Source organism: Peribacillus sp. B65, assembly GCF_058513295.1.
In genome coordinates this window covers 2,753,332-2,779,074 of record NZ_CP195840.1, presented here as the reverse complement: position 1 = coordinate 2,779,074, position 25,743 = coordinate 2,753,332, and the positions used below count along the sequence as shown (strand labels likewise).

Here is a 25,743-nt window from a genome sequence, read left to right as displayed (position 1 = left end):
TTGTTGTCGTTTCTCTCAGAAGCGACCTCTATAATGTAACACATTCTGTCACGTTTCGTCAACAACTTTTTTTAAAATGTTTTTCACAGCTTGTTAGCTGTTTAAGTTGCTGTCTTAGCGACAAGAAATAATATACCATGTACAAAAAATGTTTGCAATACGTTTTTTAAAACTTTTTTCAAAAAAAAACGTTTCACCTATTTTCTTCTATATATCCTTTACACCAACACACCCTTATCCCTGCCTTCTGGACCAAGCTCAATGGTTTATGAATAAACGAAGCATATTTCCAAAGAAACACAAATAGTCATATATAGATATCTTTTTCCATGAGGTGAAGCAATGAATCTGCCATTAATCGGATTACTCATTTCCTACAGTATGACCCTTTATTTATTCAGTACCGCTTATTATGAAGCCATCAAGTTCAGCAGAGAAAAAGGCAAGGTGAATGGTACGACGTTTTTATTCAGCTTTACTTTCGCTTTGGTTTTCACACGGATCACCTATTTGTTTCACCCCTATTAAATAAAAGCAGTAAGTCGGGAGACTTACTGCTTTTATACGGAAACTTGCGCTTCTTCATGTACCTTGCTTTTCTTTTCATCTTTTAAGAACATCATCAAACCACCCAATATGATGGTGCCTCCCAGGACCTGAGTCCAGAGTATCGGTTCATCTAATATGAAGTAAGCCAGAATTGTAGCCCCCACCGGTTCAAGTAAGATTCCCATCGAAAGCGTCGAAGTGCTTAACCACTTTAGTGACCAATTGAATAAAGAATGACCTAATAAAGTCGGGAAAATCGCAAGCAAAACGAAATAAACCCAATCGGAAGCAGGGTAAGGCGCCAATGCCTCTCCCTTGAAGATCACATAGAAAAACAATGCAACAGCACTGATTGCATACACGACAAATGTATATGTTATAGAAGAGATACGTTTTCGAACATTTTGACCAAACAGTAAATAACCGGTTACCAGCGCACATGCTATAAGCGAAAGAATATCTCCCCAAAGCGCCATACCACTAATTCTCAAATCGCCCCAGCTAATGACGAGGCTACCTGCTATTGCAATGATGCCGCTCAATATCGCCTTCATTGAAAATCTTTCTTTAAAAAACAGGTAAGCTCCGGCAAAAGCGAATAAAGGCTGGAGGGTGACAAGCACAGTTGAACTCGCGACCGACGTGTAATTAAGCGATTCAAACCATAAAATAAAATGAAAAGCCAAAAACACTCCTGCCGCAATCGAATATAGCCAATCCTTTTTTTCAATGAATTTAAGTTCATGACGGTATTTCATCAAGAAAAACGGCAACATAAGTAAGACGGTAAATAATAAACGGTAAAAAGCGATAACACCCGATGGAGCGGTGGCCAATTTAACAAGGATGGCCGAAAACGATACGGATGCCACACCGATTGCCAACGCTACATAGGGATTCACTTTTGGCATTTGCACTCAAATTCCTCCTTTCAAATGGAATTACATTTCATTGAACTCTATTTTACTATGTTAAAATCATTAGGGTAGTTTTTTTTGAAAAACGGGTATATGGCAACAGACGATCTTATTCTTCGATAATAATTCGGAAGTGGTGAAAAAAATGGAATGGACATTCGACCCTCAATCGGAACTGCAAATCCTTATCAAATTGGGAATTTCAGCTCTACTTGGACTAATTATCGGACTCGAGCGAGAAATGAAGCGAAAACCCGTAGGATTAAAAACAAGCCTGGTCATTTCAATCGTGAGCTGTTTATTAACGATCGTTTCCATGGAATCCGCTTATAAGTTCCCAGGGAGCGATGACGTAAATATCACAATGGATCCCTTGCGTCTAGCTGCCCAAATCGTTTCTGGCGTAGGCTTTATCGGTGCTGGCGTCATTCTCCGGCGGGACAACAACAGCATATCCGGTTTAACGACAGCCGCCATCATCTGGGGAGCTGCAGGAATCGGAATCGCCGTTGGAGCTGGATTTTTCCTCGAGGCCATTGCAGGCGTCATCCTATTGATCATAAGTGTCGAATTGGTGCCCGCAATCGTCACCTGGCTAGGACCGATGAAGTTACGGCAAAAAGAAATCTTTCTGCAGCTGGTCGTACAAAATAAAGATGACATTGCCGTCGTATTGAAAAAAATCAAAGACGAAAAAATATTCATCAAAAACCTTAGAATCAAAGATGTCGCAAATGACAATCACCTTTTGACACTTAAAGTGCTGGTCGATCATAAAGTCAGAACATCGGAAGTGTATTACACCGTTTCCAACCTTAAGGAGATTGAAAGAGTAGAGATCGAAAATGCATAATTAAAAAACCGTTTGATTACCCTCAAACGGTTTTTTTATCATTTTTGCAAAAATCTCATATTTTATATTGACTTTTCGCTAAAATCCGATAAAATAGTTATTGTACCTCAACTCGGGGCATTAGCTCAGCTGGGAGAGCGCTACGCTGGCAGCGTAGAGGTCAGCGGTTCGATCCCGCTATGCTCCATATCCGAAAACCCTTGCGTAGCAAGGTTTTTTTTCTTTGGCTTTAAAAAAATACTTCATTGTGACCATATGAATAATCACAATCTACATATACACATTTTAGGTTGCATGCTTCAGCAGTGGGCTTAATCTACGGTGCTTAAACAATTTGAGATAAAATCATCGCGAAGGAGTTAAAGAATCCTTTCATTAACAAAGTGCCTACCTCCTTTAAGGAAGTAGGCTCATTCAAATCCATTTTCAAAAAAGCATCGAAATAACTTATAGATTAATCAACTAACACTCCTTCAGGACAATCTATTCAAAAAAGATGCGATAAGCTGTCCTAGTCTTCGAACTCCCTCGATTATTTCTTTCTCATTGGCATAACTGAACGAAAGCCGGAGAAACTCGGTTCCATCGTTTTGATTCAAGAAAAAGTATTTCCCTGGAACATATGAAATACCCTCAGCAAGAGCCTGTGATAACAAATGCGACGTATCCACACCTGGAATTCTCACCCATACAAAGTAACCACCATCTGGTACATACCATGAAACGGATTCTGGAAGAAATTGTTCCATCGAACGGATTAACGCATTACATTTAGAACGATACACATCTTTTAGTAGGTCGAGCCGTTTATCAAAATCGGCGTTTTCTAAGTATACAGCCATTGTACTTTGAGCAAATGGATGGTCTAAATCTTTTTTAAACCACTCTAAAGCCTTAATGAATTCACTTTCTCCCGCTATCCATCCAATCCGCATTCCTGGCGCAACAACCTTGGATAAGGACCCAACGTGGAGGACCCGCCCGCGTTCATCAATGGATTTTATTGGCGCCGGATTTTTATCGAAGGATAATTCTCCGTACGCATCATCCTCTAGAATGAGAAAATCAAACTCGATGGAAAGCTCCAATAAATGCTTTCGGCGCTCAATTGTCATAGTCGTGCCAGTTGGATTTTGAAAGCTTGGGATAGTATAAAGAAAACGCGGGAGGGTTAGACCTGTACGCTTCCTTTGATCCAGCATTTCTTTTAATCGGTATGTTTGGATCCCCTGTTCATCTATAGGTATACTGATAATATGTTTCGTATAGTTTTGAAAAATTTCTAAAGCCTCCATATAGGTGGGAGACTCTACCGCTACAACCGCTTTATCATCAAGGAGAATGCGGGCAATGAGATCAATCCCCTGGCAAGCTCCTGATGTAATCAAAAGCTGTTCTTCTAAAATCAAAATTCCACGCTCTGCCAATCTTTTCTGGATTTGCTGCTTCAGTTTTGCAATTCGTGGACTTCCAAGATAATGGAGAGGCAAATCCTGCTCCTCATCAAGAAGTTTTGCTACAGCTGCCTTGAGCTCCCCAGCAGGAACGAGTGCAGGATCAGGATAGCCTGAACTCAAGCGAATACAGCCATCCGGCAGATTTGGCATCCATGCACCGGGCGGATCATTCTTAAGTGCCGCTTTAATGTTTTCAGAAAAAAAAGATTCAACATTCACTTCAACCATACACCTTTCCGTCAATGAAATCTTAATTGATACTCGTGATTTTTGAAGCTCCCTTATTTTATATAAGCATAAATCTATTGTAGAAACACTCTAAATTAATTTTAAAATTTCTCTAATGAGAGAAAATAATCACTCTTTGCAAATTCTGGAGTCCCTTTTACAAAGACTTTCTTGGTCACTCCAATGCAATCATAAATTATGTGTGTATGGATGAGGTCGTGATTTTTGTCATCAATATCTGTAAAGCTGGTTAAAGAACGAAAAAATAAAGAAAGGCAGATCGTCCGCCTTTCTTCACCTTTTATGCAACTCATGGCATTTCTTAACCAATCGCTTCGGTGCCGCACGTAAATAGGCTTCTTGAATTAGATAGGTCAATTCATCCCAGTCTTCCCCATCCGGACTTTGAATAGAGACCCAACCGTGATGTCCAATATATGGAGTTTTGAAAAAATTCTCTTTCTGTAGCAATAATTCTTGAGTTTCTCTATCTGACTTGAACGACAAGCTGAATCCTTTCTCGCTTTCACCTGAAATCGCGAAGGATTTCCCATTGATTTTAAAAGTGTTGTGACCGAATCCGTCAATATGTTCAACAGCTTCGGGCAGCGCAAGACAGATATTGCGTACATTTTCAAGCATGGCTGCCGTTTCTTGTGATTTCATGTTTTAATTCACCTATTATCAACTCTATTTTGCATTCACATCGGGTTGGTGAATTCCAAAAGTATTGCCTTCGGTATCAATATAGTATCCTTGCCATGCCATTCCGGGCAGGGCAAATTTGGGCAATGCGACCTTGCCGCCATTCTCAATAATTTTAGCTTCCGTTAAATCGTAATTTTCCACTCCCATGGTACAGGCAAATGCATTTAACGTTTGGTGTGTTTCCGGCGGAGCACTATGACGCTGCATCAAAGCTCCATCGATCCCATGTTCATTCTCATTGCCAGTTACTGCTCCAAAGTAAGGCACTCCTGCATATTCACTCCAGTCTTGAAATGACCATCCGAATACCTCTCCATAAAACTTCTTTGCCCGTTCCATATCATTCACATGAATTTCGAAATGAACTATTCTTCCCATGATTTCCTCCTAATTCACACAAGAATTAACCGTATCCTTAAATTATTCAGTCAGTGTTCGCTTACAATAACCCATTTATCATTATATTTTAAATGGAAATAAATTCAAAGAACATCATACATCCTATATAACTTTTTAGAAAGACAACAGGAACCACTTTTTAAATCTCGTTTGCTCCGACCAACCGTTTGTATACCAAATATTTGCGAAACTATGCGTATATTTTTGTGAAAGTTGGACGAGACTGCTAGTAAATAATTCTAGGAGGTTATCAAAATGTTTAGATTCGGGAAGAGTAAGCCGCGGAGCAAGGTCGGTAAATTAATAGATAAGCACGGATATACACAAGAGGAGTTTGTAAGTGCGTCCGGTATCTCACGCAATACGATAAGCAGAGTTTGCAGCGACCCTAAGTATGTGCCGTCAGCCGGAGTTTTAAAGAAAATCATGAAGGCGGTTCGAAGTATAGAGGCTGACGCAAAGGCAGATGATTATTTTGATTTATGAACGAATATAAAGCCCAAACATCAAGGGTCAGGGCTTTGTCTTATTCCCCGCTTATCTTGCGTACTGCTTTGGAAGGTACCCAGCCAACATCGCCAGTCTTCGTTAATTTAATCCGGGGCTGTGTACCCTCTCGTTCGATGAACGTGATAGGCATTACTTCGTCTGTTGTTATTGGCCTCTCATCGGAAAACATAATCAAAGATTTAAACACTTGAATTTCCATGCGAGTAAGCTTATTAAAAAAAATGATCTACTGTATCTACCAGTAAATCGCCATCCTAATTGTAAAAAACAACCTTCATTTTAATTTTTGTTTACACATATATTGACCTGCTTTAACAGGATAAAAAAATTGATCATTTTTCATTGAATGGATTGAATAAACTTATTAATCCTGATCCACCTCCCGATTTCTAACTTTTTTGATTAAGGATGTTAGGTCGCAAATTTTCTCGGCTGTTTCCCGTTCCAATACCAGCTGTTGCCCAATGGCGAGGGCTAATCTTTCTCCTTTTGCTCTTAATTTGGGATCATTTATACTTTCCAAATCAGGAACATGAGCTAAACCAACCACTCGACGCATCATTTCACACCCCGCGTATCCAAAGGAATCCTGAAGCAAACGCAGCAAATAATCATCTTCATATCCCTGTATGGACACGTAAGAACCGCTTGCTTTTTCCTTCCACAAAGTTCTAAATTCTTCTTCAAAGGTTGTCCAAATTTCCTCTACTGTATTTAATAAATAATCTTGGTATTCAATCCGTTCCTTTTGAATGAGAGTATGTCCTTCATGAGAGCAATAGTTGAGTAATAGATTAGCAATCACAGCTCCAACATCAAAACCCATCGGTCCATAAAAGGCGAACTCTGGATCAATCACTTTCGTGTCCTTTTCCGTGATCATAATGCTGCCTGTATGAAAATCTCCATGGATAAGTGCTTGAGTACGAGTGAGAAATCCTTCCTTTAACTTCGTGATTTCAAGTTTAAGCCGGTCATGACTCCAAATTTCTTCTACGACTGCCTTAATTAGCGGGTTGAATTGATTCGTTTTTGCATCGTAATATGGATCAGTAAACACAAGATCTTCTGTAATTTTGCACATTTCAGGATTTATAAACTGAATTACTTTTTGCTTTTTACATTCAGGATCTAACGCTAAATCGGAAGTTAAAAACAGAGTTCTAGCTAGAAAAGCACCAATGTGTTTTGCAAAATAAGGATAACGATTACGGGCAATTAGGCCTTTACGCATTATGATATGTGTAGATAAATCCTCCATGACAGTTAACGCCAATACTTTATCATAATGATAAACTTTTGGAACTGAACCAGGACAAATTCCATTTTGTATCATCAATGCTTCACTCTCAATACGTGACCTGTCTAATGTTAATGGCCAAGACTCCCCAACTACGCGCGCATAAGGAAGTGCTTGTTTTATAATTACACTTTTTTCCGACGAATCTTGTTCCGCTATACGAAATACTAAATTTAGATTCCCATCCCCCATTTCCTTGCAAATTAGTTGAGCATTCTCCGAAAATAAACCCGGAATCTTTTTAATATATTGCATTGTTTCTAGCTCACTAAGTATATGATAATTTAAATTTGTCATTAATCCCCTCTCCCCTTTCTAAGAGCTCTTTTCCTGAGTAAATTCAACTAGGGGTGTGCAACAACACTAGTATAAGTAAGTTAAACAATTGTTTTTTTGTATTTACTCACTAAAAGGGTTATGTCATCATATGTTGTTTTTAAGAGAGGGGTGATTAATTATTCAAAATAACAATTTTATAATCAAAGCAACCAACCTAAAGAATCGCCTGCCAAATCAATTTTTCTCTATTATTCGGAAAAGTGTAAGGGCTTATTAATGCGGGGTATGTTGTTATTAATTTTGGACAAGGCATCCCTGACCTTCTCACAAGAAGGCGTTCAAGAGCTTGTGGATACTTACGAATTACGATAATGCCTTTTTGAAGAGCTAAAAAATTCAATCGGCATGCTCCAGCTCCTAAAGGATCCTACTTTGCCTGGCTGCCAGTAAGAAATTTGCTGATACGTTATTGAAAAAATGCAAAAGTTGTCCTGGGACCGGGAATTGGATTTGGTAAGCATGGAGAGGCATATGGTCGAATAGTGTTTCTTGCCGGAGAGGAATGAATTCAGGAGGATACAAGCGGAATTGATATTTCGTTCTCCCTATTTTATCGCGTTACCCTATCCCCAAATATGATATCTATTGCAATGCCAGTGATTTTAATGACAAACAAATCAAAATCATATGGCCCTTTTCTTGTGATTCAAACTGCAGCAAAGACTGTGGAATGTGTAAACCTACTATATTTCGTTCGCTTTCAACTACCGATTATATGAAAGTTGTAATTGGAGATAGTATCACAGATTTGGCGATTGCCAAATTGGCTGAACTTGTTATTGCACGAGATTTTCTTTTACAAAAATGTAAAGAGCAGTCTCTTCCTTGTAAAGAATTTGAATCATTTTTTGATGTGATTAAAATTTAAACCAAATTACCAATAAGTGTGGTGAAGACCCATAGATAAAAAGGATTTTGAAAAAATCACTCTCGAATCAATCGAAAAGGCCTTTAAAACATTACAAACAATTAAAGGAAGCCTATCGGAAAGAGGCTGGTTTCCGGCAACCAGCGGGAACCTGTCCATTCGTGTAAAAAACTCTTCGTTAGAGCTTGATCAACCTATTATAGCAATAACATCTAGCGGGAAAGACAAATCGATTGATACTCCAGAAGATTTTATTTTAATTGATTCGCATGGGAATCTTGTGTTTCCTACCAACTTAAAACCTTCTGCCGAGACCTTGATTCATACTGCTATTTATCAATTAATCCCTAATTGTGAAGCTGTTTTCCATGTCCACACTATTTACAATAATCTCATTTCAGATCTTTATGGCGATCAAGGAAAAGTTACCTTCACGAAACATGAAATCATTAAAGCATTTGATATTTGGAAAGAAGATGCTTCCATAACAGTTCCAATTGTAGAAAACTATGCTTCCATTCCTAAATTAGCAGAAGAAATCGGCGGAGTTATCCAACCCGGGGTACCAGGTGTATTAATCCGCAACCATGGAATCTATGTATGGGGAGATAGTGAATTTACTGCTAAGCGTCATTTAGAGGCATTTGAATTTCTATTTGAATATCAAATTAAAATGTTTTTTCTGAAAAAATTCAACCAAACTTTTTAAAATTTTCAAAAAGGAGAATTTTACGATGGCAACAATTCGCATGCGTACTACCAATAGAAGATTAACAGAAGAACAAGAGGTTAAAAGATTTTTGGATGAACAAGGAGTCCTTTACGAACATTGGGATATGAAAAAATTACCCAAGCATCTTTGTGATGAATTTATACTTTCCGACGAGAAAAAAGAAGAAATTCTTAACGTCTTTGATGCGGAAATTAAATCCCTTGCAAATCGACGTGGCTATAAAGAATGGGATATTGTTGCATTATCCGATGCCACTCCTAATTTAGACGAGCTTCTAAAGAAATTTGAACAAGTACATGTTCATACCGAAGATGAAGTTCGTGCCATCACTGCAGGAAATGGCATCTTTACTATCAAGGGTGATTCTGGTTATTTCGACGTAGAATTATCTGCTGGAGATGTGATTTCTGTTCCCGTTAACATCCCCCACTTCTTTACTTTATTGGAAAACCGTCAAGTAGTGGCCGTTCGTTTGTTTATTGATGCTTCCGGCTGGGTTGCCCACCATTATGATGATCCGGATTTCAAGTCGGAATAGAAACTGATCCATCGATTTAATCTAACCCATCTCTGGCAGCCTGAAGTCCAATTGTTTGCCCCCCTATGCTCTATACGTGTAAACCCTATACGGCAAGGTTTTTTTCTTGTTCTTGAACACATGAAAATCCCCCACTTCCATTAGAAGCGGGGGATTTTCATCATTCTCGGATAATATGCTTTTAGCTTGCGGCTCTTTTGTCGCTTTTAGACAAACCCTGCAGGGATTGTTTAAAAGCGACAAATATGTATTGCGCTTGTGCTATTTTCGACTAACCATTTTCTTTATGAACTGAACCACAGGTGACACAATGGATTCATGTACATTCGTAAGGGCATAACCGATCAGCCCCATAATTATCAGGGCTATTATTAATCCTATTATCAATCCTGATGTTTCTCTAAGTTCTTCAAGTACAGCATCCATTCCTTATCCTCCCCGGCTTGCCGAAGCGACTTAATTTTACGGTTTTACATCCATTTTACTTCTGAAAGCTTCATTTATCGTTTTTTCTTCGAGCATTGACCGATTCTGTTAAATAAGGTTCATTATAACGCATTGGATGATTATGGTCGAGCTGCCACTTTTACACGCATTCATTGATGTCTTTCACATCATCGCTTCCTGATAAAGGCTTTATTTCTATCGTTTCTATATAGGTTTAAAAATAAACCTTCGTATCATTCGAACATTCAAGAAAAATTGTAAACCTTTTCATTTGTCCAAAACCGACAAACAAATGACAGAATTATTGTTTTTTAAGAACATTGAGAATATTGTCGAAAAACCGTAAGCTTAATTTATTGAAATACATCTTCTTAGGGGGTGCGCTTTATATGGAAGCCATTACAAGGGACTTTTTCTTATTTTTATCTAAAAATAATCTGCTTAATAATATTGCTAAAAAAAGCGGAGGAAATTTTGCTGCTGGAAAGATCATTGGAGGAACTGATTTCCAAAGTTCCATTAAATTCATTAAACAACTTAATAATAGCGGCTTGTCGGTTACAGTCGACCATCTTGGGGAATTCGTTGATTCCAAGGAAGTGACCCTGGAACGTACGGCAGAATGCATCGAAACCATCGAAATGATCAGCAGGGAAAAACTTGATTCACAGGTTTCTCTGAAGATGACTTCTTTGGGACTTGATATCGATCATAAACTCGTGATTGAGAATATGACGAAAATTCTTGATACAGCCGAAAAACATAAAGTCATGGTCACGATCGATATGGAAGATGAAGTTCGCTGTCAGGCGACAATCGATATCTTCAGGAAGTTCAAGGAAAAATACAGCTGCATAAGTACTGTTCTGCAAGCATATTTATTCCGCACAGAGAAAGATTTGGAGGACCTTGCCCAATATAAGCCATTCCTGCGTCTCGTAAAGGGTGCCTACAAGGAATCTCCCGAGGTTGCTTTTCCCGAAAAGGATGATGTAGATGAAAACTATAAAAAGTTGATCAAGCAAAGTCTTCTTAACGGTAATTATACGGCCATCGCCTCACATGATGACAAAATCATCGAGTATACAAAAGAGTTGGCTAAGAGGCACAACATTCCAAATACACAATTCGAATTCCAAATGCTTTATGGCATGAGAAACAAAACTCAATATGAATTGGTCAAGCAAGGTTACAAAATGCGCGTCTATGTACCATATGGTCTGGATTGGTATGGATACTTCATGAGAAGGCTTGCAGAAAGGCCATCCAATATTGCCTTTGCCTTCAAAGGGATGGTCAGAAGCTAAATATACATTCAACATTATTAATTGCTACAAAAAATCTATTAAAAGGTGTGATTATCAATGATTTCATATAAACACGAACCATTTGTCGATTTTACAAACGAGGAAAACAAAAAAGCTTATCAGGAAGCACTTCAAACCGTTGAGGGCTACTTAGGGCAAGACTACCCTCTTTATATCGGGGCAGAGAAAGTGACGACTGATGAGAAAATCGTTTCATATAACCCTGCAGATAAGCAAGAGGTCATCGGCCGAGTATCGAAAGCGAATAGGGATCTTGCTGAAAAAGCCATGCAGGAAGCTGTTACCGCTTTTGAAAGCTGGAAAAAAGTGAAACCTGAAATCCGCGCTGACGTTTTGTTCAAAGCGGCTGCCATCATTCGCAGACGCAAGCATGAATTCTCTGCGTTATTGACAAAAGAAGCGGGAAAACCTTGGAATGAGGCTGATGCGGATACAGCGGAAGCAATCGATTTCCTAGAATTCTATGCCCGTCAAATGCTGACTCTTAAAGATGGTGTGCCTGTTCAAAGCCGTCCGGGAGAATTTAACCGCTATGATTATATTCCATTAGGGGTAGGCATCATCATTTCTCCTTGGAACTTCCCATTCGCTATAATGGCAGGTACAGCTGTTGCCGCTATCGTCACTGGTAACACAATCCTGTTGAAACCAGCTTCGACTACTCCTATCGTTGCAGCTAAATTCGTTGAAGTGATGCTTGAAGCAGGCCTTCCGGCAGGTGTGTTGAATTTCGTTCCAGGAAGCGGAGCCGAAGTGGGCGACTACCTGGTTGATCATCCAAAAACACGTTTCATTTCCTTTACAGGTTCACGTGATGTAGGTCTGCGTATTTACAAACGTGCTTCAGAAGTGAACGAAGGCCAAATTTGGCTGAAGCGTGTCATTGCTGAAATGGGCGGAAAAGATACTATCGTTGTCGACAAAGAGGCAGATCTTGAATTGGCCGCTCAATCGATCGTGAAATCTGCATTTGGCTTCTCTGGACAAAAATGTTCTGCTTGTTCACGTGCTGTCATCGTAGAAGATGTATACGATCAAGTATTAGATCGCGCTGTTGAATTAACAAAACAACTTACAGTTGGTAATCCTGTAGAAAACCATTTCATGGGTCCAGTTATCGATCAAGCTGCTTTTGACAAAATCATGAGCTATATTGAAATCGGGAACCAAGAAGGACGCATTCTGACTGGAGGAGAAGGAGATAGCTCTACAGGCTACTTCGTTCAACCGACAATCGTTGCTGATGTCGATCCGCAAGCCCGCTTGATGCAAGAAGAAATCTTCGGACCAGTCGTTGCCTTCACAAAAGCGAAGGACTTTAACGAAGCTCTTGAGATTGCCAATAACACTGAATATGGTTTGACTGGGGCTGTCATTACGACAAATCGCCTTAACATGGAAAAAGCACGCGAAGAATTCCATGTCGGGAACTTGTATTTCAACCGCGGCTGTACTGGTGCAATCGTAGGTTATCAGCCATTCGGCGGGTTCAACATGTCAGGAACTGATTCCAAGGCTGGCGGACCGGACTACTTGCAGCTTCATATGCAAGCAAAAACAACATCCGAAACATTCTGATAATGTTCCATTGAGCTATTTGAAGATGATTTGAAACCCCTATGGTTTTCGTATCTTTCATTCTGGATACGGAAACCAAAATGAAGTTAAATGGAGGAAGTGACAAATAGGTTGCTTCCTCTTTTAAAACAAAAAATTATATATTTCATCACGAAGGGAGTCTTTTATGGATTACGCATTAATAATTTCGATCAGCATTTACATGGCTGGCATGCTTCTCATCGGTTACTTCGCTTACAAAAGGACTTCCAATTTAAATGATTATATGCTGGGCGACCGGGGTCTTGGACCTGCCGTCACTGCATTAAGCGCCGGTGCCGCTGATATGAGCGGTTGGCTTTTAATGGGTATGCCTGGTGCCATGTTCGCAACAGGACTAAGTTCAATCTGGATTGTAATCGGTCTCACATTAGGAGCCTATATGAACTGGCTGTATGTTGCACCTAGATTGAGAACCTATACGGAAGTCGCCAATAACTCGATTACGATCCCCGCTTTCCTGGAAAATCGTTTTGGCGAGGGCTCACAGATCTTAAGGCTCATTTCAGCTTTGGTTATCCTCGTATTCTTTACCTTTTACGTTTCTTCCGGAATGGTATCCGGCGGAGTCTTATTCCAAAGTACATTCGGCCTTGATTACCATACAGGTCTATGGATCTTAACAGGCGTCACCGTTGCCTATACATTATTTGGTGGATTCCTGGCAGTAAGCTGGACAGACTTTGTTCAAGGGATCATCATGGTTGTCGCCTTGGTTCTTGTACCGATCGTCACCCTTTTCCATGTTGGCGGTTTCGGTCCTGCGATTGACACGCCACGTTCCATTGATCCAGCTCTATTGAATATTTTCACGGGGACGAGCTTTTTAGGAGTCATCTCATTATTTGCTTGGGGACTGGGTTACTTCGGACAGCCGCATATCATTGTCCGCTTTATGGCGATCAGTTCTATTAAAGAGATCAAGAAAGCCCGTACTATCGGGATGGGTTGGATGATTTTCTCGAGTATCGGTGCCATGCTGACTGGATTCATCGGTATCACGTATTTCCATCAGAACAACCTGAAGTTAGCTGATCCTGAAACGATTTTCATAGAGTTAGGGGAAATACTATTCCACCCGCTTATCACTGGTTTCTTGATTTCCGCAATACTGGCAGCCATCATGAGCACAATTTCTTCGCAGCTTTTGGTTACGGCCAGCTCTTTAACGGAGGATATGTACAAAACCTTCTTCCGTCGTTCCGCTTCAGATAAAGAGCTTGTTTTCCTGGGCAGACTTTCCGTACTGACCATATCCGTCATAGCGCTCATTCTCTCTTGGGAACAGAATGACACGATCCTTGGACTTGTCGGGTATGCATGGGCTGGATTTGGTTCTTCATTCGGTCCATTGGTCATACTGAGCCTCTGCTGGAAACGAATGACAAGATGGGGCGCTTTAGCCGGGATGATCGTTGGTGCCGCTACTGTAATTTTCTGGTCGATGGCAGGATTATCCGATATGATGTATGAAATGATTCCTGGTTTTGGCGCAAGCTTGATTGCCATCATCGTGGTCAGTCTTCTAACAGCGAAACCATCAAAAGAAGTAGAAGAGAAATTCGAAGAATTTGAAAAAACTTTAAAACAAAAATAAAACCCCTAAAAGGAACGGTATTTTTCATATACCGTTCCTTCTTTTTTCTTCCCCCTATACACATCATCCGTTTAAAAGTATTATTAAACTAAGTTGTCATATACTTCAAAAAATATTAGGGGGCCATATATGTCATTAGAAAAAATTCTGACTATCACAAACATCAACGATATAACGGATATGGTCAGCACTTATTTAAAAAAACCAGTCGTCATCGAAAATGACCAATTTTTATTGCTGGCATATAGTTCATATTATATCGAACACTTCGACCAAGCCAATCGGCAAACCATCTTCACAAAGCATTGGCCGATTCCAATTCTGGAAAAATTCATGGATGAGGGCATTGTCGAACAGCTTAAAACCGTGGAGCATCCATTTAGGGTGAAACAAATGGAGGAAATCGGTTTAAATCAAAGAGTCGTTGTAAGCGCCGTTCACAAAGGACAGGTCTTCGGATTCATTTGGGTCCAAGAAACGGAAATGATGACTGAATCCGATTTAGAATTTTTACATGAAGTTTCCCATCATATCGGCAAGCTCCTTTATCAGAAAAAACAGATAAACATGAAAAAAGATGAAGAAAAAAATGAATTTTATCAAAAGGTCATTGACGAAGTCTATCAAACGGAAAATCAAATAAAATGGGAAGCCGCCAATATGAGTCTTCTCATTCCGGAAACTTTCCTTGTCAATGTCTTTACAATCGCTCAATCCGATGCGGAACATTTCGATGAATTAGCTGATACTGTAAGTCTATTCGCCAATGCGTTGAATCATTTTACCCATGTATTCACAAACCAATTGAAGATCATCGTTTTGATTGGCAGCAACGGAAAAGGGAAAGACCTGCTTACCGATAGCGCCAATGATTTAACGAACACCGTTCTTTCCCAATTTAATGACAAAAAGGTATTCCCGGGAATCGGAAATGAGTATTCTTCGATTCTTCAATTAAGAAAATCCTATCTTGAAGCCCTGGAAGTTATCAACGCAGCCAAGTTCATCGGTGAACCTGAACAGCTTCCCTTCCAATATAGCAAGCTTGGGATTTTCCGTTACCTCGAAATGATCTCCAACCATCATACTAAAACGAATTATATCAATACGGATTTAGAGATTCTTCAAAAGAAGGATTTGGAAAGCCAAACCAAACTCCTTCAAACACTGGAAATATATCTCTTGAACAATTGCCGGATCAAACCGACATCGGAACAGCTATACATTCATACCAACACATTGAAATATAGATTGAATCAAATAACCGATCTCACCTCAATCGATTTTGATGACTTTCATTCAAGAATGCAACTATACATCGATTTACAGCTTATAAAGCAGAGATCTTAAAGTGCATCGCCAATTTTTAGGTTCGGGAGATTAAATAAGCTAAGGAGAGAAGAAACGCGGCTAGGTCTGCCGTATTCTTCTCTCCTTATACATGTTTCACCTATCGTCTTTCTAAAGGGTTAGTACGATTTTTCTGGACTCACCTTATACGGAAACTTTAGGCGTCCCAGTACGAACGAAATCCATGATTTCCTCTTTTGATAGTTTGCTAAGACCCAGAGTTTCAATGGTTCTTCCACTATTCGGTGTGCCGCCAAGATGATGAGAGAAAGAAGAAAAGGGCTAATGAAAAAAACGCCAGCGATTCCGCCGGCGTCATGTTTTTTGCATATTGGTCAAGATACTTTAATCGCACCCAATATTTCCTGTTCCAATTGATTGGTTCTTTCCATTTTTGTTGATTCCGTCCATCCAAAATAACCAGCCATATAATCGATCACTGCATGTTTATGAGTTTGGACTAAATCGATATCGAATAACAGTGTCCCCGTCCTGCGGAAAAAGAAATCCACTGGAGTTGCGGCCATTTCATGATCTAGTGCGTATTTCAGCTGTACGAATAATTTCTTTGGAAGGCCGCTGATGGCTACTCCGTCTCCTTCGCTTGTTGCGATATCGAATAACACAGGTGCGTTGGACCCGTACATGGCCAATATCGCTTCGGAATCCTTTACAGCGAGTCCTGAGTCTACTCCCATTTGAATATGTTGCTTAATATAATCGGAGAAGTTGCTTGATCCCCCGACATCCCCTCCGGAAATCGGCATGCCTTTAGTGCTGCTGGCTGGGTAAGTTTTATTGGATTGCTCGGCAAGCTTCCCTGCCAAAAGGTCGACCGTCGTTTTTGCCATTTTACGATAACCGGTCAATTTTCCTCCCGCAATCGTGATAAGGCCAGAATCGGACTCCCATATTTCATCTTTCCTTGATATCTCTGAAGGATCTTTTCCTTCTTCAAGAATCAACGGCCTTACCCCAGCCCAGCTAGATTCGATATCATCATCCGTAATGTTCACTTCCGGAAACATATAATGTATGGACTTTAATAGATAGGCACGGTCTTCGGAAGTAACGGTAGGCACAGCAGGATCACCATCATAAAAAGTGTCCGTAGTTCCTACATAAGCTTTACCGGCTCTCGGGATGGCAAAAATCATCCGGCCATCAGGCGTATCAAAATAAAGCGCCTGCTTCAACGGGAACTTCGATTGGTCGATGACCACATGAACACCCTTGGATAACTTCAGCGTTTTCCCTTGTTTCGATTGGTCCTTCTCACGAATGGAATCCACCCACGGTCCCGCTGCATTAATGACTTTGTCTGCGTATATTTCATAAGCATCACCTAAAAGTAAATCGGCAACTTGGACGCCGTTCACCTTACCATTTTCATATAACAATTGTTCTACTTTTGTATAATTTATCGGTGTTGCTCCTTTATCGACAGCCGCCTTCATGACTTCAATCGTAAGACGTGCATCATCTGTCCGATATTCAACATAGTAGCCTCCGCCCTTCAGTCCCTCTTTCTTAACGAGGGGCTCCCTTTTTAGTGTTTCATCCGCAGAAAGCATTTTCCTGCGTTCAGCTTTTTTAACCCCAGCAAGGAAATCATATACCCGAAGTCCAATGGAGGTACTGAATTTCCCGAAGGTGCCACCTTTGTGCATCGGTAACAGCATCCATTCCGGCGTGGTCACATGCGGTCCATTTTCATAAACGATTTCTCGCTCTTTACCAACCTCGGCAACCATTTTTATTTCAAATTGCTTCAAATACCGCAATCCGCCATGAACAAGTTTTGTCGAGCGGCTTGAAGTGCCTGCTGCAAAGTCCTGCATTTCAACCAAAGCCACTTTCATTCCACGGGTCGCTGCATCCAAGGCAATCCCTGCACCGGTAATTCCCCCACCAATGACAACCACATCATATTTCACTTTTTTCAAAAGTTCGATCGTTTCTTTCCGATATACATTTGAAAACCTCATCCCTGACTCCTCCTTTAAGCATTGCATTCTATTGTTTTTTGTACGAATTCTGCGTTTACTGGTGAATTCGTGCGGTTTACTCGTGAATTCTGCACTTTTACTCGTGAATTTACGCCGTTTACTCGTGAGTACTGCACTTATACTCGTGAATTCACACTGTTTACTCGTGAATTCGTAAATTTTGGTACTTATATTCAATTGGTTCATTTGTTCGCATAGTTTATATAGATATTAATATCCCTAATCTGCCATTAAAAACAAAAAAAGAGACCATAAATGCACATTATCGAATTAACGATAACGCATTCATGGTCTCTCCTGTTCTCCGGCCGAGTTATTAACTTGATTTCATTATAGCATACTCCAGCTCATTTGAGAAAGAATACATCTTGTTTTTTATTTAAACGCCATAGCGGCATGTACAGCTTTTTTCCAGCCTTCATATAATTTTTCACTATCTTGCTCTTCCATGGATGGTTTAAAGGTTTTATCTACCGCCCATTGCCGGGAGATTTCTTCTTGATCCTTCCAATACCCGACAGCAAGGCCAGCTAAGTATGCAGCACCTAATGCTGTAGTTTCGTTTATGGTAGGCCTCTCGACGGGCACACGTAATAAGTCGCTTTGGAATTGCATCAAGAAGTCATTCTTGACTGCCCCGCCATCCACTCTTAATGTCTGCAGCTCGATTCCTGAATCCGCCTCCATTGCATCAAGGACATCCTTCGTTTGATACGCAAGTGATTCAAGTGTGGCACGAATGAAATGCTCTTTTGATGTGCCGCGCGTCAAACCAAAAACGGCTCCCCGCACTTCGCTGTCCCAATATGGAGTTCCAAGTCCTACAAAAGCCGGTACCACATATACTCCATCCGTACTTTCCACCCGTTTTGCATAGGCTTCGCTGTCCTTGGCATCATGCAGCATCCGCAGTCCATCGCGCAGCCATTGGATGGCGGAGCCAGCTACGAATATACTGCCTTCCAGTGCATATTCGACCTTCCCATTCAATCCCCAAGCAAGGGTCGTCAATAGTCCGTGTTCGGAGCTGACAGCCTTGGCTCCTGTATTCATGAGCATGAAACAGCCTGTTCCATACGTATTTTTAGCCATTCCTTCATTAAAGCAGGCTTGGCCGAATAATGCTGCCTGCTGATCACCGGCTGCCCCTGCAATCGGAATCGATTGGCCGAAGAAATGATATTCGATCGTACGTGCATATTCCTCAGAGGAAGGCCTCACTTCCGGCAGCATCGACTTTGGAACAGTCAATATCTCGAGCAGTTCTTCATCCCATTTCAGTTCATGGATATTGTACATCAATGTCCGGGATGCATTGGAATAGTCCGTTACATGAGCCTTGCCTCCTGATAGCTTCCAGATCAGCCAAGTATCGATGGTACCGAATAACAGCTTTCCTTCATCCGCCTTTTGTCGTGCCCCTTCTACATTATCGAGGATCCATTTCACTTTCGTTCCGGAAAAATAGGCATCTATCAACAATCCCGTTTTATCCCGGAATAGATCATTAAGTCCCTTTTCCTTCAAATCATCACAGATTTCACTTGTTTGCCTGGACTGCCATACAATCGCATTATAAACAGGGTTACCTGTTTCCTTATCCCAAACGACTGCCGTTTCACGCTGATTAGTGATCCCGATACCGGCAATTTGCTCTGGCTTTACACCGGATTCAGATAGTACACCGGCAATCACCGCCAAGATCGATCCCCAAATCTCATTGGCGTTATGCTCGACCCAGCCTGGTTTAGGGAAATGCTGCGTGAATTCCTTTTGGGAGGAATGGACGATTTCCCCCTTTTCGTTAAATAAAATCGCCCGCGAACTAGTTGTTCCCTGATCTAATGATAAAATGTATTTTTCCATTGTGTATGCCCCTCCTTTTAATTTAACTGGCGATATTTCTGCTTTCCAATTCATGTGACTGTTTTTTACCAAAAGCATAGGCTAATATCAATAGTACCAGGCTTGCACCCAAAACAGACCAAAATCCTGCTGTTATTTCCCCCATAAAAAATGCTTTATAACAAACGGCACCAAGTGAACCCCCAACTATCGGTCCAATGACCGGAATCCATGAATAGCCCCAATTGGAATTGCCTTTACCGGGTATCGGCAGCAAAAAGTGAGCGATGCGCGGCCCCAGATCGCGGGCCGGGTTAATGGCGTATCCTGTCGTTCCGCCAAGAGACATCCCAATCACGACAATCAATAACCCGACTGCAAATGGGTTTAGGCCCTCTGTAAAATCATTGGCACCTATAAATAATAATCCAAGAACAAGGATGAAAGTTCCAATCATCTCACTTAATAGATTTGAAAATGTGTGCGGGATCGCAGGTGAAGTCGCGAACACACCAAGCTTCGCTCCTGGATCATCCGTAGCTTTCCAGTGTGGCAAATAGTGCAGGAATACTAGAGTCGCGCCCAGGATTGCGCCAATCATTTGGGCAACGATGTAACCGGGCACATCACTCCAAGGAAATTCTCCAATAATGGCAAAACCTACTGTGACCGCCGGGTTTAAATGCGCCCCGCTTATGGACCCTACTGCAAAAACCCCCATGGTAACGGCCAACCCCCACGCAATCGTGACAACAATCCATCCGGCATCCTTTGCATAGGAACCCTTTAAGGATGAACCAGCCCCAATACCTGCTCCGAATACAACTAATATCATCGTGCCTAACACTTCTCCCCAAAATGGAGTCATGATAAAACCCCTCCCCTGTTAAATTATTAAACCTTGCCAACAAATAAAAGGAGATCCACAGCAGAACTATCTTCATAAATAAATTATGAATAGATCTGTTGTGAATCTCCTAGTCTCCGTCACATATATTAACTTGTACTGTAAAATATACTAGGTTATGAAAACGCTGTCAATATTTTGTGAAAAATTAATCTATTTTTCTGTAATTTTTTTCAATTTTCCCCTATTAGACGATATCCCATAATTCAGTTTTGGATGTGGTGATCGACGAAGCTCCAGCATCAAGGGCATTCAGGACTTCATCCGAAGTACGTATGAGGCCGCCTGCAAAAATCGGTGTCTGCAATCGTTCCTTCACTTCTTTTATCATCCATGGCATGGCGCCCGGCAATACTTCGATATAATCCGGCTTGGTTTTCTGCACCAGCTTATAACTTTTCTCAAGCGCATGTGAGTCTATTAAAAAGATTCGCTGGATGGCAATGACCCCCTTTTGCTTCGCCTTCAATATAACGCTTGATTTAGTCGAAATCAGCCCATAGGGATTATATTCCTGACAAATGAATTCTGTCGCGTACTCATCACTTCTTATGCCATGGATCAAATCGACATGATAAATCATTTTCTTATTATGTTGTTTTGCCATCATACTTACATTTTTCAATTGTGATATATGCAAATCAAGAAACACACCTATTTCATAGGAACTTTCTAGAAATCTTTCAAAATCCTTCATGCTTGCTGAAGCAGGCAAAATCTTTTGATCCATCATTATCCTCCTCATTCCCAGAAAAACTCAAAACTTCAAGTTATTTAGTATATTTTAAAGAGCTTGATTTATCAATCACATTTTTTTCATGACAATCTCACAATAACACTAACATACCTGGCACTCCCTTTATAGATTGCGGATAAGGTTGTATGTAAAATATCCCTTAACTCATAAAGAAAGTTTCATTATCAATGCACCTTCGACAAGTTCATACGATTTAATTGTGCCCACCGGAATTTTTCTCACGATGTTCCAAGCATTAACATTCATTTTGATCGTTCTTTTTTCAAATTCAAAAAATGGCGGTCTGTTAAATATCCTTTGGTTGATGAAATTCCTGTCAACTGGTTCCATTTCCACTAATTCAAATGAAATCGTTCTTTTTTCCACATGAACCGGTTTTAATGTAATCCGGAAAGCTACGTTTTTCTTAAACATCATTTTTTTCACTTCCATCGTTCCGGAAAGCACAATATGCTTCGGCGTAATCTCGACTTTAATATCCTGACAAGATGATTTCATTTTTATGATTCTCTCTACCATGGCTTCAGTTACCGTTATCGGTATGCCACTTTTGAATGGACTCATCCTTGCATTCCCCTCCCCACTCAAAGCTTATGCCGGATTCCCTGATGCCGTTAACATTTCAGTCCGAGTAATAAACGGTATATTCTAAATATTCAACCTCCAACTCTTGACCTTTGTAAAAACTACCTGTATAGTCATAATTAATTTAATAGACAACTCTTATCCAGAGAGGTGGAGGGACTGGCCCTTTGATGCCTCAGCAACAGACTATTCATGTACTGTGCTAATTCCAGAAGTTTAAAAACTTGAAGATAAGAAGAGTATATAGCTTTGTTGCCAACACCTCTTCTTATTTTTTAAGAAGAGGTTTTTTATTTTTAAAAGGAAAGAAGGAATGCAACATGTCAATCACATTAACGAAAGCACCATTCAGGGCCGATCACGTCGGAAGTTTATTAAGACCGGAACGTTTACATATTGCCAGAAAGCAATTTAGGGAGGGTACCCTTTCAGCAGAGCGCCTTCGTGAAATTGAAACCGAAGAAATCAAACGGATTGTCGATAAACAAATTGAAGTTGGATTAGAGGCTGTTACGGACGGCGAGTTCAGACGAACATGGTGGCACTTTGACTTCCTCGAACATTTAAATGGCATCGAGGGATATGTGACTGAAAAAGGTCTCACATTCGATGGTGTGGAAACAGAGAGATATAACGTTCGCAATACCGGGAAGGTTTCATTCAATCCTGAACATCCCTTCATTAGTGATTTCATTGAATTGAACAAAATCGTGAACGGACGTGCCGTTGCCAAGCAAACCATTCCCAGTCCGAATCAGTTATTTGCTGCAGGTATTCATAATGAAGACATCTACCCTGATATTGAAGATTATGCAAATGATATCATCAAGGCGTATCAGCATGCTTTGAAAGCCTTTTATGAAGCAGGTGTGCGTTATCTTCAATTGGATGATGTATATATTGCCAGACTTTCAGCTCCAGATTTCCAGTTCAAAGATGGAAAATATACGAGGGAACAGTTAATTGATCTTGCACTTCGTGTCATTAATGGAGCATTGGAAGGCAAACCAGAAGACCTTGTCGTCACTACCCACCTATGTCGCGGAAACTATCAGTCGACTTGGGCGTTTGAAGGAAGCTATGCCCGTATCGCTCCAACTTTATTGGCAAAAGAAAAAGTGGATGGATTCTTCTTGGAATATGATGATCAACGTTCAGGGGATTTCAAACCATTGGAATACATTCCAAATGGCGGTGCACAGGTTGTACTGGGGGTCGTCACTTCAAAAAATGGGGAAATCGAAGACAAGGAAGCTGTTAAGGCACGCATTAAAGAAGCCTCGCACTTCGTTGCTCTCGAACAATTATGCTTAAGCCCTCAATGCGGCTTCGCCTCCACCCATCACGGCAACAAGCTAACCGAAGAACAGCAATGGGAAAAGCTGAAATTCGTCGTTGATGTAGCAAAAGAAGTGTGGGAATGATTTTTTTGCGGAAACTTTAATACTGATTTACAGGATTCGAATAACCTAATCGGCAGCACTTATTAGGGAGCCGATTAGGTCCTTGCAATAATACATTTCCATTCCTTTAATGGCTCTTTTGAATAACGGTATCAAGTTTTGATTTATGAAATTAACGATGAATGTTAATATTATTTGACATATCGATAATTCTCGATATAATGAAATGTATGAAAACAATCGAGATATTTAAAGCATTATCCAATGAATCCAGGTTGCAAATCTTACAATGGCTCAAGGCGCCTGAACTCCACTTCACCCCTCATGAGGGAATAGACATGAAGGAAACCGGCGTTTGCGTAAGTCAGATTACGGAAAAATTAAACATGACCCAGTCCACGGCCTCTCAATACCTCTCGATGCTTCTTAGAGCAGGATTGATTAAAACGGAGCGGATAGGAAAGTTTACGTATTACAAACGAGATGAAGATGCAATCTCAAAAATTACTGATTTCTTGAAAGAAGAAGTATGAAAATGAACCTGATCCGTACCTTAGAGGGTTGGGTTCATTTCCCCCCCCTAACAGTTCGACATTTCGCGATATGTTTATTTTTTTATCCATACATATTAACATATTCCGATATGTCTTTATATAAAATTGATAATCATTAATGAGGAGTGAATCTATTTTGCTTAATACATGGAAAATTTACATGTTGGCGATAATCAGTTTTTTAGTAGGAACATCCGAATTCATCATATCCGGAATTTTGGATAAGATTGCGGATTCTCTTGGAGTTACCCTTGCTGCCGCAGGACAGCTCATTACAATTTTCTCCCTTGTCTACGCAATCGGTACACCCATTCTAATGGCTTTGACAGCAAGTTTAGACAGACGAAAATTAATGTTGTATTCCCTTGGACTATTCATAGTGTCCAACCTGCTTGCCTTTCTATTACCAGGCTTTGGACCGTTTCTATTTGCACGCATAATCATGGCACTTGGTGCAGGATTGGTTGTAGTCACCGCTCTGAATATTGCCGCTAAGCTTGCTCCGCCAGATAAAAAAGCAAGTTCTATTGCGACAGTTGTCATGGGGTTTACAGCTTCCCTTATCATTGGCGTACCTCTCGGAAGAATCATGACGGATGCATTCGGCTGGAAATCCGTCTTTGGCGGAATCGCCCTATTCGGCCTGATTGCCATGATCGTTTTATTCTTTACCATTCCTGCTACCAAAGGGGATAAACCAGTACCACTTCTCCAGCAGCTGGCCCTTCTTAAAAAAAGGAAAGTTGCCCTTGGATTATCGATAACCTTCTTCTGGCTTGGCGGATACTCGATAGCTTATACCTATCTATCCCCTTACCTGCTATCCGTATCAGGGATAAGTGACTCTCTACTTAGCACGGCCTTGCTTATATTCGGTATCGCAAGCTTGATCGGATCAAAGTTTGGCGGATATAGTACGGATCGATGGGGTGTATCATTTACACTAATTGGCGGTATGGCGCTGCATATTGTGATGATCATCATGTTATCCATCGTTACGAATTCATTGATGGCCGTTTTGATAATCCTCACATTATGGTCGTTCGCAGCATGGTCATCAGGGCCGACACAGCAATATCATTTAGCGACCCTAGAGCCTGAATCATCAGGAGTCATGCTCGGACTGAATCAGTCAATGATGCAATTGGCCATGGCCGCCGGTGCTGGAATTGGCGGTGTCGTTGTAGAACAAGTATCCCTTGCTTCCATAACCTGGATCGGTGCAACAGGGGTTGCCATTGCCATGGTCATTGTTCTGGTCCTTTCAAGTTCATCATCAAGCAGTAAAATAGCACAGTCTATAAAATCCTAGACCGTTAGATAAACATTCATCATAAGGCTAGATCCTAGCCTTATGATAAATCCTAAAGATGAAAGCAACAAAAAAAGAACGGCCACCAGCACGTCCCCTTTTTACTTGCAGCTATCATCATCATCCATTTTTTTCACAAATATATCATCCGTCACCCTATCTTCCAGCTTGTTCCTCAAGGCCAATTCCGCAGCCTTCCCGTCACTAGGCGATCCGTCCGCGAAATACATCGGAAACAAGGAGAAAAACATAATATAGAAAGAAAAATAGATAAATTGATACCAGATTACCGAGCTGTCCAGGATATTCTGATACACTAAGCTATATATGATCAGCATGCTGACCAAATTAAAGATAGACCCGCCTAAATATATAAGCGTATTCGTCAATCGATTATCATGTTTCAATCCCTTGAACTCGCAAGTCCCATTCCAAAAATAATATTTCCTCACCTCTATGTTCCGAAAGGCGAAAAGTTTATTACCACAACCGATCAAGATTTTCTTTTCTGATCCCCCAAAGATCGTAACAAAGAAAATATGCCCGCTCAAATGTATCAGCGTAACGATCGGCATGATCAAAAAAAAGGAAAATAGAAATTTAATGATATCAGAGAGACCAAACATGTTTAAT

26 protein-coding genes, 1 tRNA gene and 1 riboswitch are annotated in these 25,743 nt (G+C 40.6%); of the genes, 14 read left to right on the top strand and 13 right to left on the bottom strand.

Translation table 11 applies throughout. The features are described 5' to 3' along the window. Positions 1–342: 342 nt before the first annotated feature. The gene (locus ACSR9O_RS13650) at positions 343–528 is read left to right on the top strand and encodes a hypothetical protein (RefSeq protein ID WP_101223533.1); all 186 of its coding nucleotides are present in this window, start codon (positions 343–345) and stop codon (positions 526–528) included. Between the two features lie 32 nt (positions 529–560). Here the strand turns inward: ACSR9O_RS13650 and ACSR9O_RS13645 are convergent, their stop codons facing one another. Next, positions 561–1,460, bottom strand: a complete 900-nt coding sequence (locus tag ACSR9O_RS13645) for a DMT family transporter (RefSeq protein ID WP_397315660.1) — start codon at positions 1,458–1,460, stop codon at positions 561–563. A gap of 151 nt (positions 1,461–1,611) precedes the next feature. On the opposite strand from ACSR9O_RS13645, the gene ACSR9O_RS13640 reads away from it, so the two are divergent. Both ACSR9O_RS13640 and ACSR9O_RS13635 read left to right on the top strand, forming a co-directional pair. Then, the gene (locus ACSR9O_RS13640; RefSeq protein ID WP_101223535.1) at positions 1,612–2,319 is read left to right on the top strand and encodes an MgtC/SapB family protein; all 708 of its coding nucleotides are present in this window, start codon (positions 1,612–1,614) and stop codon (positions 2,317–2,319) included. A 114-nt stretch (positions 2,320–2,433) separates the two neighbouring features. Next, positions 2,434–2,506, top strand: a tRNA-Ala gene (locus tag ACSR9O_RS13635). A 286-nt stretch (positions 2,507–2,792) separates the two neighbouring features. On the opposite strand, the gene ACSR9O_RS13630 is transcribed toward ACSR9O_RS13635, so the two are convergent. From ACSR9O_RS13630 to ACSR9O_RS13620, 3 genes are all read right to left on the bottom strand, one after another. Continuing rightward, entirely contained in the window at positions 2,793–3,995 is a 1,203-nt protein-coding gene (locus ACSR9O_RS13630) for an aminotransferase-like domain-containing protein (protein WP_491724527.1), read from the bottom strand. Positions 3,996–4,298: 303 nt separating this feature from the next. After that, positions 4,299–4,670 carry an MmcQ/YjbR family DNA-binding protein gene (locus ACSR9O_RS13625; RefSeq protein WP_260358653.1) on the bottom strand — a complete coding sequence of 124 codons (372 nt, stop codon included), beginning with the start codon at positions 4,668–4,670 and terminating at the stop codon, positions 4,299–4,301. Positions 4,671–4,694: 24 nt separating this feature from the next. Further along, positions 4,695–5,090, bottom strand: coding sequence for a VOC family protein (locus ACSR9O_RS13620; RefSeq protein WP_101223538.1), 396 nt, complete (start codon positions 5,088–5,090; stop codon positions 4,695–4,697). A gap of 276 nt (positions 5,091–5,366) precedes the next feature. On the opposite strand from ACSR9O_RS13620, the gene ACSR9O_RS13615 reads away from it, so the two are divergent. Continuing rightward, positions 5,367–5,597, top strand: coding sequence for a helix-turn-helix domain-containing protein (locus ACSR9O_RS13615; protein WP_101223539.1), 231 nt, complete (start codon positions 5,367–5,369; stop codon positions 5,595–5,597). A 40-nt stretch (positions 5,598–5,637) separates the two neighbouring features. Here ACSR9O_RS13615 and ACSR9O_RS13610 read toward each other — a convergent pair whose 3' ends face one another. Beyond that, entirely contained in the window at positions 5,638–5,820 is a 183-nt protein-coding gene (locus ACSR9O_RS13610; RefSeq protein ID WP_491724526.1) for a hypothetical protein, read from the bottom strand. A 165-nt stretch (positions 5,821–5,985) separates the two neighbouring features. Continuing rightward, positions 5,986–7,218, bottom strand: coding sequence for an S-methyl-5-thioribose kinase (gene mtnK, locus ACSR9O_RS13605; RefSeq protein ID WP_491724525.1), 1,233 nt, complete (start codon positions 7,216–7,218; stop codon positions 5,986–5,988). A gap of 757 nt (positions 7,219–7,975) precedes the next feature. On the opposite strand from mtnK, the gene ACSR9O_RS13600 reads away from it, so the two are divergent. Genes ACSR9O_RS13600 through ACSR9O_RS13590 form a run of 3 tightly spaced genes read left to right on the top strand, consistent with a single transcriptional unit; the run spans position 7,976 to position 9,399 of the window. Then, positions 7,976–8,128 carry a hypothetical protein gene (locus tag ACSR9O_RS13600; RefSeq protein WP_491724524.1) on the top strand — a complete coding sequence of 51 codons (153 nt, stop codon included), beginning with the start codon at positions 7,976–7,978 and terminating at the stop codon, positions 8,126–8,128. Positions 8,129–8,159: 31 nt separating this feature from the next. After that, positions 8,160–8,837 (top strand): methylthioribulose 1-phosphate dehydratase, encoded by a 678-nt coding sequence (locus tag ACSR9O_RS13595; protein WP_402944067.1) that lies wholly within the window; start codon positions 8,160–8,162, stop codon positions 8,835–8,837. 25 nt (positions 8,838–8,862) lie between these two features. Next, positions 8,863–9,399 carry a cupin domain-containing protein gene (locus ACSR9O_RS13590; RefSeq protein ID WP_260358657.1) on the top strand — a complete coding sequence of 179 codons (537 nt, stop codon included), beginning with the start codon at positions 8,863–8,865 and terminating at the stop codon, positions 9,397–9,399. A 261-nt stretch (positions 9,400–9,660) separates the two neighbouring features. Here the strand turns inward: ACSR9O_RS13590 and ACSR9O_RS13585 are convergent, their stop codons facing one another. Continuing rightward, on the bottom strand, positions 9,661–9,825 hold the full coding sequence (locus tag ACSR9O_RS13585) for a hypothetical protein (protein WP_230176254.1): 165 nt from the start codon (positions 9,823–9,825) through the stop codon (positions 9,661–9,663). A 410-nt stretch (positions 9,826–10,235) separates the two neighbouring features. Here ACSR9O_RS13585 and ACSR9O_RS13580 point away from each other — a divergent pair, with 410 nt between their 5' ends. The 4 genes from ACSR9O_RS13580 (at position 10,236) to ACSR9O_RS13565 (ending at position 15,738) form a co-directional block, all read left to right on the top strand. After that, the gene (locus ACSR9O_RS13580) at positions 10,236–11,153 is read left to right on the top strand and encodes a proline dehydrogenase family protein (protein WP_491724523.1); all 918 of its coding nucleotides are present in this window, start codon (positions 10,236–10,238) and stop codon (positions 11,151–11,153) included. Positions 11,154–11,210: 57 nt separating this feature from the next. After that, positions 11,211–12,752 (top strand): L-glutamate gamma-semialdehyde dehydrogenase, encoded by a 1,542-nt coding sequence (gene pruA / locus ACSR9O_RS13575; RefSeq protein ID WP_230176253.1) that lies wholly within the window; start codon positions 11,211–11,213, stop codon positions 12,750–12,752. A 166-nt stretch (positions 12,753–12,918) separates the two neighbouring features. Continuing rightward, positions 12,919–14,388, top strand: coding sequence for a sodium/proline symporter PutP (putP, locus tag ACSR9O_RS13570; RefSeq protein WP_260358658.1), 1,470 nt, complete (start codon positions 12,919–12,921; stop codon positions 14,386–14,388). Between the two features lie 129 nt (positions 14,389–14,517). Beyond that, positions 14,518–15,738, top strand: a complete 1,221-nt coding sequence (locus ACSR9O_RS13565; protein WP_230176252.1) for a PucR family transcriptional regulator — start codon at positions 14,518–14,520, stop codon at positions 15,736–15,738. 335 nt (positions 15,739–16,073) lie between these two features. Here the strand turns inward: ACSR9O_RS13565 and ACSR9O_RS13560 are convergent, their stop codons facing one another. The 5 genes from ACSR9O_RS13560 to ACSR9O_RS13540 form a co-directional block, all read right to left on the bottom strand. Next, a complete protein-coding gene (locus ACSR9O_RS13560) occupies positions 16,074–17,726 on the bottom strand; it encodes a glycerol-3-phosphate dehydrogenase/oxidase (RefSeq protein WP_491724522.1) in 1,653 nt (550 codons plus the stop codon). Positions 17,727–18,122: 396 nt separating this feature from the next. Beyond that, positions 18,123–19,613, bottom strand: coding sequence for a glycerol kinase GlpK (glpK, locus tag ACSR9O_RS13555; RefSeq protein ID WP_260358660.1), 1,491 nt, complete (start codon positions 19,611–19,613; stop codon positions 18,123–18,125). Positions 19,614–19,635: 22 nt separating this feature from the next. After that, positions 19,636–20,460 (bottom strand): MIP/aquaporin family protein, encoded by an 825-nt coding sequence (locus tag ACSR9O_RS13550; RefSeq protein ID WP_427573733.1) that lies wholly within the window; start codon positions 20,458–20,460, stop codon positions 19,636–19,638. 226 nt (positions 20,461–20,686) lie between these two features. Beyond that, positions 20,687–21,229 carry a glycerol-3-phosphate responsive antiterminator gene (locus ACSR9O_RS13545; protein ID WP_048683275.1) on the bottom strand — a complete coding sequence of 181 codons (543 nt, stop codon included), beginning with the start codon at positions 21,227–21,229 and terminating at the stop codon, positions 20,687–20,689. A 171-nt stretch (positions 21,230–21,400) separates the two neighbouring features. Next, the gene (locus ACSR9O_RS13540; RefSeq protein WP_491724521.1) at positions 21,401–21,820 is read right to left on the bottom strand and encodes a hypothetical protein; all 420 of its coding nucleotides are present in this window, start codon (positions 21,818–21,820) and stop codon (positions 21,401–21,403) included. A gap of 156 nt (positions 21,821–21,976) precedes the next feature. Then, positions 21,977–22,078, top strand: a riboswitch (SAM riboswitch). Between the two features lie 83 nt (positions 22,079–22,161). On the opposite strand from ACSR9O_RS13540, the gene ACSR9O_RS13535 reads away from it, so the two are divergent. The 3 genes from ACSR9O_RS13535 to ACSR9O_RS13525 all read left to right on the top strand — a co-directional run bounded on the left by ACSR9O_RS13535 (position 22,162) and on the right by ACSR9O_RS13525 (position 25,110). Then, positions 22,162–23,265, top strand: coding sequence for a 5-methyltetrahydropteroyltriglutamate--homocysteine S-methyltransferase (locus ACSR9O_RS13535; protein WP_434167997.1), 1,104 nt, complete (start codon positions 22,162–22,164; stop codon positions 23,263–23,265). 209 nt (positions 23,266–23,474) lie between these two features. Then, positions 23,475–23,777, top strand: a complete 303-nt coding sequence (locus ACSR9O_RS13530; RefSeq protein WP_057278291.1) for an ArsR/SmtB family transcription factor — start codon at positions 23,475–23,477, stop codon at positions 23,775–23,777. A 157-nt stretch (positions 23,778–23,934) separates the two neighbouring features. After that, positions 23,935–25,110 carry an MFS transporter gene (locus tag ACSR9O_RS13525; protein WP_230176246.1) on the top strand — a complete coding sequence of 392 codons (1,176 nt, stop codon included), beginning with the start codon at positions 23,935–23,937 and terminating at the stop codon, positions 25,108–25,110. Between the two features lie 101 nt (positions 25,111–25,211). Here the strand turns inward: ACSR9O_RS13525 and ACSR9O_RS13520 are convergent, their stop codons facing one another. Continuing rightward, positions 25,212–25,736, bottom strand: a complete 525-nt coding sequence (locus ACSR9O_RS13520; RefSeq protein ID WP_191930761.1) for a hypothetical protein — start codon at positions 25,734–25,736, stop codon at positions 25,212–25,214. Between the last annotated feature and the right edge of the window lie 7 nt (positions 25,737–25,743).